15 protein-coding genes are annotated in these 17,143 nt (G+C 61.4%); 6 read left to right on the top strand and 9 right to left on the bottom strand.

The features are described 5' to 3' along the window. Positions 1-4: 4 nt before the first annotated feature. The 7 genes from QLG12_RS13700 to gloB all read right to left on the bottom strand — a co-directional run bounded on the left by QLG12_RS13700 (position 5) and on the right by gloB (position 9,907). Positions 5-1,615, bottom strand: coding sequence for an ABC transporter ATP-binding protein (locus QLG12_RS13700; RefSeq protein WP_197871496.1), 1,611 nt, complete (start codon positions 1,613-1,615; stop codon positions 5-7). A gap of 1 nt (position 1,616) precedes the next feature. Then, positions 1,617-2,636, bottom strand: a complete 1,020-nt coding sequence (locus QLG12_RS13695) for an ABC transporter permease (RefSeq protein WP_007956945.1) — start codon at positions 2,634-2,636, stop codon at positions 1,617-1,619. A 1-nt stretch (position 2,637) separates the two neighbouring features. Continuing rightward, positions 2,638-3,711 (bottom strand): microcin C ABC transporter permease YejB, encoded by a 1,074-nt coding sequence (locus QLG12_RS13690; protein WP_007956943.1) that lies wholly within the window; start codon positions 3,709-3,711, stop codon positions 2,638-2,640. Positions 3,712-3,715: 4 nt separating this feature from the next. Further along, positions 3,716-5,557, bottom strand: a complete 1,842-nt coding sequence (locus QLG12_RS13685; RefSeq protein ID WP_197871498.1) for an extracellular solute-binding protein — start codon at positions 5,555-5,557, stop codon at positions 3,716-3,718. Further along, positions 5,554-7,386 carry an extracellular solute-binding protein gene (locus tag QLG12_RS13680; protein WP_197871500.1) on the bottom strand — a complete coding sequence of 611 codons (1,833 nt, stop codon included), beginning with the start codon at positions 7,384-7,386 and terminating at the stop codon, positions 5,554-5,556. The genes QLG12_RS13685 and QLG12_RS13680 overlap by 4 nt, the downstream gene beginning before the upstream one ends. 175 nt (positions 7,387-7,561) lie before the next feature. Beyond that, positions 7,562-9,040 carry a transglycosylase SLT domain-containing protein gene (locus tag QLG12_RS13675; RefSeq protein ID WP_064382288.1) on the bottom strand — a complete coding sequence of 493 codons (1,479 nt, stop codon included), beginning with the start codon at positions 9,038-9,040 and terminating at the stop codon, positions 7,562-7,564. A gap of 99 nt (positions 9,041-9,139) precedes the next feature. Continuing rightward, positions 9,140-9,907, bottom strand: coding sequence for a hydroxyacylglutathione hydrolase (gene gloB / locus QLG12_RS13670; protein WP_236194592.1), 768 nt, complete (start codon positions 9,905-9,907; stop codon positions 9,140-9,142). A gap of 65 nt (positions 9,908-9,972) precedes the next feature. Between gloB and QLG12_RS13665 the strand changes: the two genes are divergently transcribed. The 5 genes from QLG12_RS13665 to QLG12_RS13645 all read left to right on the top strand — a co-directional run bounded on the left by QLG12_RS13665 (position 9,973) and on the right by QLG12_RS13645 (position 15,165). After that, the gene (locus QLG12_RS13665; protein WP_011333614.1) at positions 9,973-10,731 is read left to right on the top strand and encodes a methyltransferase domain-containing protein; all 759 of its coding nucleotides are present in this window, start codon (positions 9,973-9,975) and stop codon (positions 10,729-10,731) included. 92 nt (positions 10,732-10,823) lie between these two features. After that, positions 10,824-11,285, top strand: coding sequence for a ribonuclease HI (rnhA, locus tag QLG12_RS13660; RefSeq protein WP_011333615.1), 462 nt, complete (start codon positions 10,824-10,826; stop codon positions 11,283-11,285). 82 nt (positions 11,286-11,367) lie between these two features. Then, positions 11,368-12,126 (top strand): DNA polymerase III subunit epsilon, encoded by a 759-nt coding sequence (gene dnaQ / locus QLG12_RS13655; protein ID WP_197871504.1) that lies wholly within the window; start codon positions 11,368-11,370, stop codon positions 12,124-12,126. 154 nt (positions 12,127-12,280) lie between these two features. Then, on the top strand, positions 12,281-14,536 hold the full coding sequence (locus QLG12_RS13650; RefSeq protein ID WP_282474702.1) for an Orn/Lys/Arg decarboxylase N-terminal domain-containing protein: 2,256 nt from the start codon (positions 12,281-12,283) through the stop codon (positions 14,534-14,536). A 14-nt stretch (positions 14,537-14,550) separates the two neighbouring features. Beyond that, on the top strand, positions 14,551-15,165 hold the full coding sequence (locus QLG12_RS13645; RefSeq protein ID WP_197871508.1) for a GNAT family N-acetyltransferase: 615 nt from the start codon (positions 14,551-14,553) through the stop codon (positions 15,163-15,165). Here the strand turns inward: QLG12_RS13645 and QLG12_RS13640 are convergent. Both QLG12_RS13640 and QLG12_RS13635 read right to left on the bottom strand, forming a co-directional pair. Then, on the bottom strand, positions 15,131-16,024 hold the full coding sequence (locus QLG12_RS13640) for a LysR family transcriptional regulator (protein WP_197871510.1): 894 nt from the start codon (positions 16,022-16,024) through the stop codon (positions 15,131-15,133). The two genes, QLG12_RS13645 and QLG12_RS13640, sit on opposite strands and share 35 nt — an antisense overlap. 85 nt (positions 16,025-16,109) lie before the next feature. Further along, positions 16,110-16,346: a hypothetical protein gene (locus QLG12_RS13635; RefSeq protein WP_007956926.1), complete on the bottom strand. Its 237-nt coding sequence runs from the start codon at positions 16,344-16,346 to the stop codon at positions 16,110-16,112. 185 nt (positions 16,347-16,531) lie between these two features. On the opposite strand from QLG12_RS13635, the gene QLG12_RS13630 reads away from it, so the two are divergent. Further along, the gene (locus tag QLG12_RS13630; RefSeq protein ID WP_011333620.1) at positions 16,532-17,089 is read left to right on the top strand and encodes an NADPH-dependent FMN reductase; all 558 of its coding nucleotides are present in this window, start codon (positions 16,532-16,534) and stop codon (positions 17,087-17,089) included. The last annotated feature ends 54 nt before the right edge of the window (positions 17,090-17,143 follow it).

Here is a 17,143-nt window from a genome sequence, read left to right as displayed (position 1 = left end):
CAGGTTATTGCGCAGTGGCTGGTGCCAGGAAAGCGGCCTCCAGCAACTGCTGTGTATACGGATGTTGGGGGGCGGCAAAGATACTTTGCGCGTCTCCCTGTTCGACCACTTGGCCATGCTTGACCACCATCAGCTGGTGGCTCAGCGCTTTGACGACAGCCAGGTCATGGCTGATGAACAAATACGTCAGGTTGTACTTGGCTTGCAGTGAACGCAACAGCTCCACCACTTGCCGCTGCACCGTCCGGTCGAGGGCCGAAGTCGGCTCGTCCAGCAGGATCAGCGCCGGTTTGAGCACCAGGGCCCGGGCGATGGCAATTCGCTGCCGTTGCCCACCGGAAAATTCGTGGGGGTAGCGGTGCCGGGTTTCCGGATCCAGACCTACCTCCTTCAATGCCGCAATAATCGCCGCTTCCTGCTCGGCGGCGGTGCCCATCCTGTGGATCCGCAGGCCTTCTCCAACGATGTCGCTTACGCACATTCGCGGGCTCAGGCTGCCGAACGGATCCTGAAACACCACCTGCATCTCCCGGCGCAGCGGCCGGACCTCGCTCTGCGTCAGGCAGTCTAGCTGCTTGCCCTCAAAACGGATCCCGCCTTGACTGCCGATCAATCGCAGGATCGCCAGACCGAGGGTGGATTTACCGGAACCGCTTTCCCCCACGATCCCCAAGGTCTGACCCTGAGGCAGGCTGAAATTGATGCCGTCCACTGCCTTGACGTGATCCACCGTGCGCTTGAGCAGGCCTTTCTTGATCGGGAACCAGACTTTCAGATCCTCGACTTCAAGCAGCGGTGCCCCGATTTTATTGCTCGCCGGGCCTCCGCTGGGCTCCGCGCCAAGCAGTTCCCGAGTGTACGGATGCTGCGGCGAACGGAACAGCTCTTCGCACGATGCCTGTTCGACGATGCAACCGCGCTGCATGACACATACACGATGCGCAATTCTTCGCACGAGGTTCAAATCGTGACTGATCAGTAACAGCGCCATGCCCAATCGGGCCTGCAATTCCTTGAGCAAATCGAGGATTTTCAGCTGAACGGTCACGTCCAGTGCAGTGGTCGGTTCGTCGGCAATCAGCAGTTCCGGCTCGTTGGCCAGGGCCATGGCGATCATCACTCGCTGACGCTGGCCGCCGGACAATTCGTGGGGCAGGGCCTTGAGGCGTTTGTGCGGCTCGGGGATGCCGACCATCTCCAGCAACTCCAGCGTACGCTTGGTCGCGACCTTGCCGGTCAGCCCCTTGTGGATGCCCAGCACCTCGTTGATCTGCTTCTCGATCGAGTGCAGCGGGTTGAGCGAGGTCATCGGCTCCTGAAAGATCATCGCGATCCGGTTGCCGCGAATGTGACGGATGGTCTTTTCGCCCAGCTCCAGCAGGTTTTGCCCGGAATAGTTGATGCTGCCGGCCGGATGCCGCGCCAGCGGGTAGGGCAGCAGGCGCAGGATCGAATGCGCTGTCACCGACTTGCCCGAGCCTGATTCGCCCACCAGCGCCAGGGTTTCGCCGCGCTTGATGTCGAAACTCACGCCTTCGACCACCCGTTGCACGCGATCGCCGATGCCGAATTCGACGGCCAGGTCGCGGATTTCGATCAGATTGTCCTGATTCATGTCACTTCCTCGGGTCGAAGGCATCGCGAGCGGACTCGCCGATGAACACCAGCAGACTCAACATCAGCGCCAGCACCGCAAACGCGCTCATGCCCAGCCACGGCGCTTGCAGGTTGGATTTGCCCTGGGCCACCAGCTCACCCAGCGACGGACTGCCGGCCGGCAAGCCGAAACCGAGGAAGTCCAGGGCGGTGAGGGTGCCGATGGCGCCGGTCAGGATGAACGGCATGAAGGTCATGGTCGAGACCATCGCGTTGGGCAGAATGTGGCGGAACATGATCGCGCCGTTCTGCATGCCCAGCGCCCGGGCCGCGCGCACGTATTCGAGGTTGCGCCCGCGCAGGAACTCGGCGCGCACCACGTCCACCAGGCTCATCCACGAGAACAACAGCATGATGCCCAGCAGCCACCAGAAGTTCGGCTGGACGAAACTGGCGAGGATGATCAGCAGGTACAGCACCGGCAAGCCCGACCAGATCTCCAGGAAACGCTGGCCGGCCAGATCGACCCAGCCGCCATAGAAACCCTGCAAGGCGCCGGCGATCACGCCGATGATCGAGCTGAGCACGGTCAGGGTCAGGGCGAACAGCACCGACACCCGGAAGCCGTAGATGACCCGCGCCAGCACATCGCGGCCCTGATCGTCGGTGCCCAACAGGTTGTCCGCCGACGGCGGGGCGGGGGCCGGGACTTTCAGGTCGTAGTTGATGCTCTGGTAGCTGAACGGAATCGGCGCCCACAGCACCCACGCGTCCTTGGCCTTGAGCAGTTCGCGGATGTACGGGCTCTTGTAATTGGCTTCCAGCGGGAATTCGCCGCCGAAAGTGGTTTCCGGGTAGCGCTTGATCGCCGGGAAATACCAGTTGTTGTCGTAATGCACCACCAGCGGCTTGTCGTTGGCGATCAGCTCGGCACCGAGGCTCAGGCCGAACAGGATCAGGAACAGCCACAACGACCACCAGCCACGCTTGTTGGCCTTGAACAGTTCGAAGCGCCGGCGGTTGAGAGGGGACAGGTTCATCTCAATGCTCCCGGCTGGCAAAGTCGATGCGCGGATCGACCAGGGTGTAGGTGAGGTCGCCGATCAGTTTCACCACCAGCCCCAGCAGGGTGAAGATGAACAGGGTGCCGAACACCACCGGGTAATCGCGGTTGATCGCCGCTTCGAAACTCATCAGGCCGAGGCCGTCGAGGGAGAAGATCACTTCCACCAGCAACGAGCCGGTGAAGAAAATGCCGATAAACGCCGACGGGAAACCGGCGATCACCAGCAGCATCGCATTGCGGAACACATGGCCGTAGAGCACGCGGTGGCGGGTCAGGCCCTTGGCCTTGGCGGTGACCACATACTGCTTGTTGATTTCGTCGAGGAAGCTGTTTTTGGTCAGCAGGGTCATGGTCGCGAAGTTGCCGATCACCAGCGCCGTCACGGGCAGCGCCAGGTGCCAGAAGTAATCGAGAACCTTGCCGCCCAGGCTCAGCTCATCGAAATTGTTCGACGTCAGTCCGCGTAACGGAAACCAGTCCAGATAACTGCCGCCGGCAAATACCACGATCAGCAGAATCGCAAACAGGAACGCCGGAATCGCATAACCGACGATGATCGCCGAACTGGTCCAGACGTCGAAATGGCTGCCGTGCCGCGTGGCCTTGGCGATCCCCAGCGGGATCGACACCAGGTACATGATCAGCGTGCTCCACAGCCCGAGGGAAATCGACACCGGCATCTTCTCCTTGATCAGGTCGATGACCTTGGCGTCGCGGAAGAAGCTGTCGCCGAAATCCAGCCGGGCGTAGTTCTTGACCATGATCCACAGACGTTCCGGGGCCGACTTGTCGAACCCGTACATCTTCTCGATTTCCTTGATCAGCGCCGGGTCCAGACCCTGCGCGCCGCGATAGGAAGAGCCGGCCACCGACACTTCGGCACCGCCGCCGGCGATGCGGCTGGTGGCGCCTTCGAAGCCTTCGAGCTTGGCGATCATCTGCTCCACCGGCCCGCCGGGCGCGGCCTGGATGATCACGAAGTTGATCAGCAAGATGCCGAACAGGGTCGGGATGATCAGCAGCAGTCGCCGAAAAATGTACGCCAGCATCTGATTACTCCGTGCCCACAGGGTCGGCTTGCAGTTGGGTTTCGACTTCTACCGCCGGTTTCGCATCGGGTTTGACCCACCAGGTGTTAATGCCGATGTCGTACTTGGGGGAGACTTTCGGGTGGCCGATGTGGTTCCAGTACGCCACGCGCCAGGTCTTGATGTGCCAGTTGGGGATCACGTAGTAACCCCATTGCAGCACACGGTCCAGAGCGCGGGCGTGGGCCACCAGGCTCTTGCGCGAATCAGCGTTGATCAGGCTTTCGACCAGGTGATCGACGATCGGGTCTTTCAGGCCCATGGAGTTGCGGCTGCTGGGCTTGTCGGCGGCGGCGCTCATCCAGAATTCGCGCTGCTCGTTGCCCGGTGAGTTGGACTGCGGGAAGCTGCCGACCATCATGTCGAAGTCCCGCGAGCGCACGCGATTGACGTATTGCGAGACGTCGACACGGCGTATCACCAGGTCGATGCCGAGGTCGCTGAGGTTGCGCTTGAACGGCAACAGCACGCGTTCGAATTCGGTCTGCGCCAGGAGGAATTCGATGACTACCGGTTTGCCGGTGGCGTCGACCATTTTGTCGTCGACGATTTTCCAGCCGGCCTCTTGCAGCAACTGATACGCCTCACGCTGTTGTGCGCGGATCATGCCACTGGCGTCGGTTTTCGGATTCTCGAAGGCTTCGCTGAAGACCTGCGCCGGCAGCTGGCTGCGGAATGGATCGAGGATTGCTACCTGCTCTGCATCAGGCAGGCCGGTGGCGGCCATTTCCGAGTTTTCGAAGTAACTGCGGGTGCGCGCATAAGCGCCGTTGAACAATTGCTTGTTGGTCCATTCGAAATCGAACAGCAGACCGAGGGCCTGGCGTACCCGCACGTCCTGAAACACCGGGCGGCGCAGATTGAAAACGAAGCCCTGCATACCGGTCGGGTTGCTGTTGGCAATCTGTTCCTTGATCAGCCGCCCTTCGGTCACTGCCGGCACGTTGTAGGCGTTGGCCCAGTTTTTCGCGGCCATTTCCAGCCAGTAATCGAACTGCCCGGCTTTCAACGCTTCCAGCGCGACGGTGTTGTCGCGGTAATAGTCGGTGGTCATCACGTCGAAGTTGTAGAAGCCGCGATTCACCGGCAGGTCCTTGCCCCAGTAATCCTTGACCCGCTCATAACGCACCGAGCGTCCGGCCTTCACTTGGGTGACCTTGTACGGGCCGCTGCCCAGCGGGATTTCCAGGTTGCCCTTGTTGAAATCACGCTCGGCCCACCAGTGCTTCGGCAGCACCGGCAACTGACCGAGGATCAGCGGCAGCTCGCGGTTGTTGGTGTGCTTGAACTTGAACAGCACTTTGAGCGGGTCTTCGGCGATTACTTCCTCAACGTCGGCGTAGTAGCCGCGATACATCGGCGCGCCTTCCTTGGTCAGGGTCTGGAAGCTGAATACCACATCGTCAGCGCGTACCGGGTGGCCGTCGTGAAACTTTGCTTCGGGACGCAAGTAAAAACGTACCCAGCTGTTGTCCGGGGCTTTTTCAATCTTGCCGGCGATCAGGCCGTATTCGGTGAATGGCTCGTCCAGGCCTTGTTTGGCCAGGGTGTCGTAGATCAGGCCGATATCGTCCGCCGGTACACCCTTGCTGATGAACGGATTGAGACTGTCGAAGCCGCCGAAGCCGGCCTGGCGGAAGATCCCGCCCTTGGGCGCGTCGGGGTTCACGTAATCGAAGTACTTGAAGTCGGCGGGGTATTTCGGCGGCTCGTTGTACAGGGTCACGGCGTGTTGCGGGGCGGCACAGGCCAGCCCGGCGAACAGCAGACCGCTGGCCTGCACGAGCAGGGCGCGGATAGGTTTCATCGATCTTTCTCCGAAGATTTCAGCCACCACGCGCTCAGGCCCAGGGTGTAGGGCGGCGTGGCGACGAAGGCGAACCGGTTGCGGTACGCCAGACGGTGATAATTGAGGTACCAGTTGGGAATGCTGTAGTGCTGCCAGAGCAGCACGCGGTCCAGCGCCTTGCCGGCGGCGACCTGTTCGTCGCGGGTTTGCGCGGCGAGCAAGTGTTCAAGCAGATGATCGACCACCGGGTTGGCGATGCCCGCGTAATTCTTGCTGCCCTTGACCCCGACCTGGCTGGAGTGGAAGTACTGCCATTGTTCCAGCCCCGGGCTGAGGGTCTGGTTGAGGGTCATCAGGATCATGTCGAAATCGAACTGATCCAGACGCTGTTTGTACTGGGCGCGATCCACCGTGCGCAGGCGCGCGTCGACGCCGATGCTGTTGAGGTTCTCGATGTACGGTTGAAGGATTCGTTCCAGGTTCGGATTGACCAGTAGCAGCTCGAACCGCAGCGGCTGGCCGGCGGCGTTCTGCAGGCGCTGACCGTTGAGCTTCCAGCCAGCCTCGGCCAACAACGCCAGGGCTTTGCGCATGGTTTCCCGGGGAATGCCGCGACCGTCGGTCTGCGGCAGCGTAAACGGCTCGGTGAACAGGCGCGCCGGGAGTTGATCCTTGTACGGTTTGAGCATCAGCCATTCATGACCGACCGGCAGGCCGACGGCGCTGAACTCGCTGTTGGGGTAGTAGCTGGTGGTGCGCTTGTAGGCGTCGCTGAACAGCGCGCGATTGGTCCATTCGAAGTCGAACATCAGGCCCAGCGCTTCGCGCACTTTGATATCGGCAAACGCCGGGCGTCGGGTGTTCATGAACAGGCCCTGGCTCTGGGTCGGGATCTGGTGCGGGATCTGCGCCTTGATCACGTCGCCGCGACGAATCGCCGGGAAGTTGTAGCCGTTGGCCCAGTTCTTGGCCTGATGCTCAATATAAATGTCGAATTCGCCGGCCTTGAACGCTTCGAAGGCCACATCGCTGTCGCGGTAGAACTCGACTTCCATGCGGTCGACGTTGTACTTGCCGCGATTGACCGGCAGGTCCTTGCCCCAGTAGTCCTTGACCCGCTCGAAAATCAACTGCCGCCCCGGCGTGACCGAGGTGATGCGGTACGGCCCGCTGCCCAGCGGCGGCTCGAAGGTGGTGGCCTTGAAGTCGCGGCCCTTCCAGTAATGCTGGGGCAGCACCGGCAATTCGCCCAGACGCAGGATCAGCAACGGATTGCCGCTGCGCTTGAGCACAAACCGGATGCGCTGCGGATTGAGGATATCGACCCGCAGCACTTCCTGAAGGGCGGTGCGGTACAGCGGATGACCTTCCTTGAGCAGCAGGCGATAGGAAAACGCCACGTCGTACGCGGTGATCGGTGTACCGTCGTGGAAGCGCGCTTGCGGGCGCAGGTTGAACACCACCCAGCTGCGATCTTCGCTGTACTCCACCGACTGGGCGATCAAACCGTAACTGGACGCCGGTTCGTCACCGGACGGCGCGTATTGCCCGGTGCCGACCATCAGCGGCTCGTTAAGCTCGTTGATGCCGTACTGCAGGAAATTCGCCGTGGTAACCGGGCTGGTGCCCTTGAAGGTGTAGGGGTTGAGCGTATCGAAGGTGCCAAACGCCATCACCCGCAAGGTGCCGCCCTTGGGCGCTTGCGGGTTGACCCAGTCGAAGTGGGTAAATCTGGCCGGGTACTTGAGCGTGCCGAACTGCGCATAACCGTGGCTTTCGGTGATCGTCGCGCTGACGGGGGAGCTCAAGGCCAGGCTGATCAGGAGCAGGAGGAGGGGACGCTTCAAGTCAGATCCGATCCAGGCGGCTTGGGCTTTGTGGGCCGTACAGTAACAGCTTGTATGGACAGGAAAAAGACAGGGGCTTAATGCGCGGTTAATTGTGGGAACTATCTGCCCCGATCTGCGGAAATATCAAAAAATGACAGGCGAAAAAGAGCCCCTGAAATTCAGGGGCTCTTTGTCAGTGAGGCTGATAGACCGTGAGCATCTGCCCAGGCTTGAGCGCCTTGCCGGCGCCCGGATTCCAGCGTTTGAGATGTTGCATCTCGACGTTGAAGCGCTTGGCCACCACGTACAGCGTGTCGCCACGTTTGACCTTGTACTGGGTCTGCTGTTTGGTGTCGTCCTTGTCTTTGGCCTTGCTGCTGGTCTTGCTGTTGGCCGCGATGACCGTATTGATGCGACCGCCACTGTTACGCGTCGGGGTGCGTTTGGTGGTGTCCTGCATGACCAGGGTCTGGCCGACCTTGAGGTTCTTGCCGGTCAGCTTGTTCCAGCGTTGCAGGTCCTTGACCTCGACCTTGTTGGCCTTGGCGATGGAGCCGAGGTTGTCGCCACGCTTGACCCGATAGGCGCGCTTGGCCTGGGCAATCTCGCTCGGGTCGGCGCCTTCGAACACCGGTTTCAGCGAACGCGGGCTGATCAGCTCTTCAGGACGCATGGTCTGCAGGCTGGCGGTCAGCAGTTGCGCCTTGGAGGTCGGCACCAACAGGTGCTGCGGGCCGTCGATGGTGGTGCGCTGCTTGAACGCCGGGTTGAGCTGGAACAGCTCGTCTTCATCGATGTTGGCCACCGCCGCGACCTTGGACAGATCCATGCGCTGGTTGATTTCGACGACCTGGAAATACGGTTCGTTGGCGATCGGGTTGAGGTTCACGCCATAAGCTTCAGGCGTCAGCACCACTTGCGAGAGCGCCAGCAATTTCGGCACGTAAGCCTGGGTTTCCGCCGGCAGCGGCAGGTTCCAGTAGTCGGTCGGCAGGCCGAGCTTTTCGTTGCGCTCGATGGCGCGGCTGACCGTGCCTTCACCGGCGTTGTACGCGGCCAGGGCCAGCAGCCAGTCGCCGTTGAACATGTCGTGCAGGCGGGTCAGGTAGTCCATTGCCGCCGTGGTCGATGCGGTAATGTCGCGACGGCCATCGTAGAAACGGGTCTGGCGCAGGTTGAAGTAGCGCCCGGTGGACGGGATGAACTGCCAGAGGCCCACCGCGTCGGCCCGGGAATAGGCCATCGGGTTGTAGGCGCTTTCGATGACCGGCAGCAGCGCCAGTTCCAGCGGCATGTTGCGTTCTTCGAGGCGCTCGACGATGTAATGAATGTAGAGGCTGCCGCGTTCGCCGGCGTTTTCGAGGAAGGAAGGGTTACTGGCGAACCACAGGCGCTGTTGCTCGATGCGCGGGTTCACGCCCAGACCTTCCTGCAGCTGGAAACCGCTGCGCATGCGCTCCCAGATGTCCTGAGGCACCTGCGGGCTGGGCTTTTCCGACAACCAGATGGGCTTCTGCTTGGCTCGCGCAGCAATGTTCGGCGTATGCGTCGCTTCAGTCTGCGGAGCATGGCTGGAACAGCCCGCCAGCGTGGCGGACACAGCCACCGCGATGGCTTGCGCCAGGCGGGTCAACGCATCTGAATTGACGGACTTACGTATGGATGACGACATTGGCTGGAAGTAAGTTCCGGGCAAAAATGTCGGGCGATTCTAGAAAGCGCACCCCCTGCGGTCAACCATTCAGAATTTTTGTCCCAGGCGGCGAGCCACTCAGAACGTATCTTTCCATGCCCGCAGAGCCGCAAAAACCTCACTCGGCGCCCGGTTTTGAGGGCCGTTCCGTTCGTCCACTTTTTGTGTAACTAATATTTCACCGGTGCGCAAAAACGGGTTTGTGAGTTTTTCCAGCGCAAGGGTCGAGGGCAGGGTCATGACACCGTTCTCACGTTGCCGGATGACTTTTTCCAGACGGGCGGCGATGTCCCGGTTGCCCGGCTCCACGGCAGCGGCGAATTTCAGGTTGCTCAGGGTGTACTCGTGGGTGCAATAGACGAGTGTGTCTTCCGGCAGCGCCGCCAGACGGCTCAACGACTGGTGCATTTGTTGCGGCGTGCCTTCGAACAGACGGCCGCAGCCGGCAGCGAACAGGGTGTCACCGCAAAACAGCAGGCCGTGATGGTAGTAGGCGATGTGTCCCAGGGTGTGGCCGGGAACGGCATAGACGTCGAAGTCCCAGCCGAGCACGCGCACCGTGTCGTTGTCCTCGAGGGCCACGTCCCGCCCTGGAATGTTTTCGCTGGCCGGTCCGTAGACCCTGGCGCCGGTAGCCTTCTTCAGCGTCTCGACGCCGCCGACATGGTCGTGGTGATGGTGAGTGATGAGGATGTCACCGAGCACCCAGCCCGGATGCGCGTCGAGCCACGCCTGCACGGGGGCGGCATCGCCTGGGTCGACCACTGCGCAACGCTGGGTGGCATGATCCTGTAACAACCAGATGTAGTTGTCGGTGAAGGCGGGCAGGGCACTGATCTGTATCATCGTCGAATTCGCCAAGCGGGTAACATTGGCGCATCTTAGAGGTTCCTGGCGTGTTGGAGAATGCAATGATCGATAAAGCGTTCGCTCAGGCCGATCCTGACTGGCTCGCGCTGATCGGTGCAGCCCGTGAATGGCTGTCCGGCCCCCTCGGGCAATTTCTGCTGGACGAAGAACGGCGCATGCTCGAAGACGAGCTGGGTCGGTTCTTCGGCGGTTATCTGGTGCATTACGGCCCGTCCGCCGAAACACCGCCGTCGGCGCCGCAGGTGCAGCGCAACGTGCGGCTGGGCGCGCCGCTGCCGGGCGTGGAGATCGTCTGCGAAGAACAGGCCTGGCCGTTGAGCGAGCACGCCGCCGATGTGGTGGTGTTGCAGCACGGCCTGGATTTCTGCCTGTCGCCCCATGGTCTGTTGCGCGAAGCGGCCAGTAGCGTGCGCCCCGGCGGGCATCTGCTGATCGTCGGCATCAACCCCTGGAGCACCTGGGGGTTGCGTCATGTGTTCGCCCATGACGCCTTGCATCAGGCGCGCTGCATCTCGCCATCGCGGGTGGCGGACTGGCTCAACCTGCTGGGCTTCGCGCTGGAGAAACGCCGCTTCGGGTGCTATCGTCCGCCGCTCGCGTCACCCAAGTGGCAGGCCCGTCTGGCCGGCTGGGAGCGCAAGGCCGGTGACTGGCAATTGTCCGGCGGCGGTTTCTATTTACTGGTCGCACGCAAGATTGTGGTCGGCCTGCGTCCGGTGCGTCAGGAGCGCCGCGAGCCGATGGGCAAGCTGATTCCGCTGCCGATGGCCAAGGTCAACCGCCGACGCATCGAACCGTAAACCTTCTTATATTTATGGCCGGGTATATCCCGGCCTTGGCCATCGTCGATCCGTGATCGGCGAGGCCACGCATTTTTTCTGGATAGACAGGCATGAGCGAAAGCGTCGATAGCGTAGAACTGTTCACTGACGGCGCCTGCAAGGGCAACCCCGGCCCGGGCGGCTGGGGCGCCTTGCTGGTGTGCAAGGGCGTCGAAAAGGAACTGTGGGGCGGCGAAGCCAACACCACCAACAACCGCATGGAACTGCTCGGCGCGATTCGCGGCCTGGAGGCCCTCAAGCGTCCGTGCGAAGTGCTGCTGGTGACCGATTCGCAATACGTGATGAAAGGCATCAACGAATGGATGGCCAACTGGAAGAAGCGCGGCTGGAAAACCGCCGCCAAAGAGCCAGTCAAAAACGCCGACCTGTGGAAAGCGCTGGACGAGCAGGTCAACCGCCACAAAGTCACCTGGAAATGGGTCCGCGGGCACATTGGCCATCACGGCAACGAACGGGCCGACCAGTTGGCCAACCGTGGGGTGGATGAGGTTCGCGGTTACAAGCAGAGCTGAATCCTTCTCGCTGAAACACTCCCGGCGAGCGTGTTAACATCGCCGCTTTTGCACGATTGACCCCGTTGAGAGCTGAACACTGATGGCCACCAGATCCGTTGTACTCGATACCGAAACCACCGGCATGCCGGTGACCGACGGCCACCGGATTATCGAAATCGGTTGTGTCGAGCTGATCGGTCGACGTCTGACGGGCCGGCACTTTCACGTTTATCTGCAACCGGATCGCGAGAGTGACGAAGGCGCGATTGCCGTTCACGGCATCACCAACGAATTCCTGGTCGGCAAGCCGCGCTTCGCCGAAGTGGCCGACGAGTTCTTCGAGTTCATCAACGGCGCGCAGCTGATCATCCATAACGCGGCGTTCGACGTTGGCTTCATCAACAACGAATTCGCCCTGATGGGCCAGCAGGATCGCGCGGACATCACGCAGCACTGCACGATCCTCGACACCCTGATGATGGCCCGGGAACGTCACCCGGGTCAGCGCAACAGCCTCGATGCCTTGTGCAAGCGCTACGGCGTCGACAACTCCGGCCGTGAGCTGCACGGCGCCTTGCTCGACTCGGAGATTCTCGCCGACGTCTACCTGACCATGACCGGTGGCCAGACCAGCCTGTCGCTGGCCGGCAACGCCTCCGACGGCAATGGCACGGGCGAGGGCGCGGACAACTCCGCCACCGAAATCCGCCGTCTGCCGGCAGATCGTCAGCCGGGGCGAATCATTCGCGCCACCGAAGCCGAGCTGGCCGAACACCAGGCGCGTCTGGAAATCATCGCCAAGTCAGCTGGCGCCCCGGCGCTGTGGACTCAGTTGCTGGAAGCCGAAGCCCAGGCGTAATACAGAAAAGGATCGTCCAGACACTCAGCCGTGTCCGGACGATCCTTTGTTTTTGGCAGTACTGACAACTGGCCACCCTCGCCACATCGGCTCCGACCCTCTACCCTGAGGACATTGGCAGATCACTCTCCGCCGCCTCAGGACGCTGAGCCTCATGTACAAAGATTTGAAGTTCCCGGTGTTGATCGTCCACCGCGACATCAAGGCCGACACGGTTGCCGGTGACCGCATCCGCGGCATCGCCCGAGAGCTGGAGCTGGAAGGTTTCAGTATCGTTTCGGCCACCGACTACACCGAAGGCCGGCTGGTGGCCTCGACCCACCATGGTCTGGCGTGCATGCTGATCGCCGCCGAAGACGCCAGCACCAATTCCCATCTGTTGCAGAACATGGCCGAACTGATCGGTCTGGCCCGGGTGCGGGCGCCGGATCTGCCGATCTTTGCCCTCGGCGAGCAAGTCACCCTGGAAAATGCCCCGGCCGATGCCATGGCCGAACTCAACCAGTTACGCGGCATTCTCTACCTGTTCGAAGACACCGTGCCATTTCTCGCCCGCCAGGTGGCACGAGCGGCGCGCAAATACCTGGACGGCCTGTTGCCGCCATTCTTCAAGGCATTGGTGCAGCACACCGCCGATTCCAATTATTCCTGGCATACCCCCGGTCACGGCGGCGGGGTGGCTTATCACAAGAGTCCGGTGGGGCAGGCGTTTCATCAGTTCTTCGGGGAAAACACCCTGCGCTCGGATTTGTCGGTCTCGGTGCCGGAGCTGGGTTCCTTGCTCGATCACACCGGGCCGCTGGCCGAGGCGGAAGCGCGGGCCGCGCGCAATTTCGGCGCCGATCACACGTTTTTCGTGATCAATGGCACTTCGACCGCCAACAAGATCGTCTGGCACTCGATGGTCGGGCGCGATGATCTGGTGCTGGTGGATCGCAACTGCCACAAGTCGGTGTTGCACGCGATCATCATGACCGGCGCGATTCCGCTGTACCTGTGCCCGGAGCGCAACGAGTTGGGGATCATCGGGCCGATCCCGCTCAGTGAATTCAGTCGTGAATCGATCCAGGCCAAGATCGACGCCAGCCCGTTGACCAAGGGCCGCGAACCGAAAGTCAAACTGGCGGTGATCACCAACTCCACCTACGACGGCCTCTGCTACAACGCCGAACTGATCAAGCAGAGTCTGGGCAACAGCGTCGAAGTCCTGCATTTCGACGAAGCCTGGTACGCCTACGCGGCGTTTCACGAATTCTTTGCCGGCCGTTACGGCATGGCCACCTCGCGCAGCGAGGACAGTCCGCTGGTGTTCACCACCCATTCAACCCACAAACTGCTGGCGGCGTTCAGCCAGGCGTCGATGATTCATGTGCAGGACGGCGGCGCGCGGCAACTGGATCGCGACCGGTTCAACGAAGCGTTCATGATGCACATCTCGACGTCGCCGCAGTACAGCATCATTGCTTCGCTGGACGTCGCCTCGGCGATGATGGAAGGGCCGGCCGGACGTTCGCTGCTGCAGGAAACCTTCGACGAAGCCCTGAGCTTTCGCCGGGCGCTGGCCAATCTGCGTCAGCACATCGCCGCTGACGATTGGTGGTTCTCGATCTGGCAGCCACCGGGCGTCGAAGGCATCGACCGGGTGCAGACCGAGGACTGGCTGCTGCAACCTGATGCGGACTGGCACGGTTTCGGCGAGGTCAGCGACGACTACGTACTGCTCGACCCGATCAAGGTCACTTTGGTCATGCCGGGCCTGACTGCTGGCGGCGCTTTGAGCGACAAGGGCATTCCGGCGGCCGTGGTCAGCCGTTTCCTTTGGGAGCGCGGATTGGTGGTGGAGAAAACCGGTCTGTATTCATTTCTGGTGCTGTTTTCCATGGGCATCACCAAGGGCAAGTGGAGCACGCTGCTGACCGAACTGCTGGAGTTCAAACGCAGCTACGACGCCAACGTCAGCCTCGACACCTGCCTGAAGTGTGTCGCCCAGCAAGATCCTGTGCGCTATCGCGGCATGGGCCTGCGCGATCTGTGCGATCAGCTCCACGCCTGCTATCGCAGCAACGCCACCGCCAGACACCTCAAACGCATGTACACGGTGCTGCCGGAAATCGCGATGAAACCGGCCCACGCCTACGACCAACTGGTGCGCGGCGAAGTCGAGGCGGTGCCGATCGATGAGCTGGAAGGCCGGGTGGCAGCGGTGATGCTGGTGCCGTACCCGCCGGGGATTCCGCTGATCATGCCCGGCGAACGTTTTACCGAATCCACGCGCTCGATCATCGAATACCTCAGGTTTGCCCGCACGTTCGACGCAACGTTTCCGGGGTTCGTGGTCGATGTGCACGGTCTGCAACACGAAGATGAGGGCAATGGGCGGCACTACACCGTCGATTGCGTCAAGGAATGAGGGCTTTTCCGAGTATGCAACCGGTCATGAATCCGAAATACCCAGGGCTGTCGGTGCGGGTCGCCGATGACGGTTTTGCCGCGTATATCTGGGGCAGCGATTTCAGCTTCGAGGTCGCCGCCTACGGCGCGGCCGAAATCGGCAAACCCGTGGCGCAATGGGGCGTGACGCCCATCGTGCCGTATCGCAAGTGCTACGGCATCGATCCGGAGGAATTCAGCAGCTTTCGCGATGCCGCCGACAGTGCGATTTTCATGGCGTACCTGGAAGATCAGCCGGTCGGGCATCTGGTGATCAGCACCAATTGGAACGGATTCGCTCATATCGATGAGCTGGCGGTGCACGCCCCGGCGCGGCGCCATGGCGTGGCCAAGGCCTTGCTCGACGTGGCGCAGTTCTGGAGCCGCAAGAAAAAACTGCCGGGGATCATGCTGGAAACCCAGAACAACAACCTCGGCGCCTGCCGCCTGTATGAGCGTTGCGGCTATGTGATCGGCGGCATCGACCATCTGCGTTATCGCGGCATCGATCCGAACACCGCCGAAGTGGCGTTGTTCTGGTATCGATTGTTCGATAACCCGCTGGAGCATCCGATCAGTTCGCCAGCATCGCCTCGGCTTGTTCCGTGACGATCCCGAGCAGCGTCTGAATCGCCGCTGACGGCGTGGCGTGTTTGAAGGTCAGGGCATAGAGGCTGACCGGCACCGCCGGCGACAGCGGGCAGACGTCGAGGCCGCCCGCCCGTGCACCGAGGGCGGTGAACGGGTCGACGATCGCCAGGCCTTCGCCGGCCTCGACCATGCTGCGCATCATCTGGTGGGTTTGCACGCGGGTCTGGATGGCCGGCGCCGGGCGCAGGGCCTGGAGCTTGTTTTCCAGGGCCGGACTCAGCGGGTCCTGGCCTTCGAGGCCGACCATCGCCTGGCCGGCCAGATCCTGCAGAGAAATGTATTTCTGCTTCGGTTGCAGCCAGCCGTGGGGCGCAAGCAATTGCAACTTGCCCTGGGCCAGTGGCTGGCAATGAATGTCGGGGTGTTGCGGGTCATGCAGACTCAGGCCCAGATCACTGTCGCGCAGCAGCAGGTGGCGGACGATGTCGCGGGTCGGTTCGCTGAGCAGGGTGCAGGGCACGTCGGGCAAGCGACGGCGCAGGGCCGCGAGGCTTTGCGGCAGCAGTTGCTGGGCCAGTGGTGGGGTGCCGATGATCCGCAGGGGTGGGGCGAGGTATTGCTTGAGGCTGCTGGCCAGCCGTTGCACCGGCTCCAGCGCTTCATAGATGTGGCCGATCTCGACTTGCAGCGCCCGGGCTTCCGGGGTTGGTTGAAGTCGTCCGCGTACGCTGGCGAACAGCATGAAACCGAGCTGACTCTCGGCTTCGCGCAAACGCTCCTCGACCTCGGGCGCCGGGAGTTGCAGCCATTCGGCGGCGGTGCCCACGTGACCGGTCTGCAAAAGCGCCTGAATCACTTCGATATGACGTAAACGCATGCGTGAAGTCCATGTCCGGCCGTTGGGGTCAGTGGCTGAATCCTACCCCAACTCGGCGCGGATGACTTCTGCTCATAACGATCGGTTATGAAGCGACCGATGGCTCGGGTTCGCGGATCAGGGTGATGCCCGACTGAACCAGCAGGAACTCGTTGTCGTCGATCTTGTTGACGCGGTCGCCAATCGCCAGTTTGTAGGTGGTAACGGGCTCCGTGCCGGTGAAACCGTCTGCCGACGGGTTGGATTCCTGGAACTCATGCACGGAATAAACGCGGCCTTCCGCATCTCTTGCATGGAACTGACCGACGAGTACTGCTGCCATCTGCTTAGAACCTCTGGAGATAAAACGCTTGATTTGCGGCTTGGTAGACCTTCATCGAGCTTGGTAAGTTTTCCTACAGGAAAAAAATATTCCAGACGCGGGAAATAACCTTCGACGTCTGGTGGAATCGTCATCGGATCATCTATAACTACTGGCTCCTCCCACGGACAGTCGAGAGTCTTCCAATGAGCAATGTCTATAACGTCGCAGTAGTGGTCGGCAGCCTGCGCAAGGCGTCCATCAATCGCAAGGTCGCCCTGGCGCTGGCGGAACTGGCACCGGCCAATCTCAAGCTGAACATTGTCGAAATTGGCGATCTGCCACTCTACAACGAAGACATCGACGGCGATTCACCGCCGGCAGCCTACAGCACTTTCCGTCAGAAAGTGGCTTCATCCGACGCCCTGCTGTTTGTCACTCCGGAGTACAACCGCTCGGTGCCGGCGCCTTTGAAGAATGCCATCGACGTTGGCTCGCGGCCGTATGGCAAGAGCGCCTGGAGCGGCAAGCCGGGGGCGGTGATCAGCGTTTCGCCGGGTGCCATCGGCGGTTTCGGCGCCAACCAGCATCTGCGCCAGTCCTTTGTTTTCCTCAACGTGCCGTGCATGCAGCAGCCGGAAGCCTACCTGGGCGGCGCGGGCACGGCATTCGATGAGGCGGGCAAGCTGAATGAATCGGTGAAGCCGTTCCTGCAAAGTTTCATCAATGCGTTTGGTGAGTGGGTGGCGCAACACAAGAAGTGATCTGGCAATATTTCTGACACGATAACGAACCTGTGGGGGGCTGGCTTCCACAGG

This window comes from Pseudomonas sp. V88_4 (assembly GCF_029967985.1).
Lineage (GTDB): Bacteria > Pseudomonadota > Gammaproteobacteria > Pseudomonadales > Pseudomonadaceae > Aquipseudomonas > Aquipseudomonas glycinae.
Note: the sequence above shows the minus strand (reverse complement) of the source record. Positions and strands in the feature narration are given on the sequence as shown.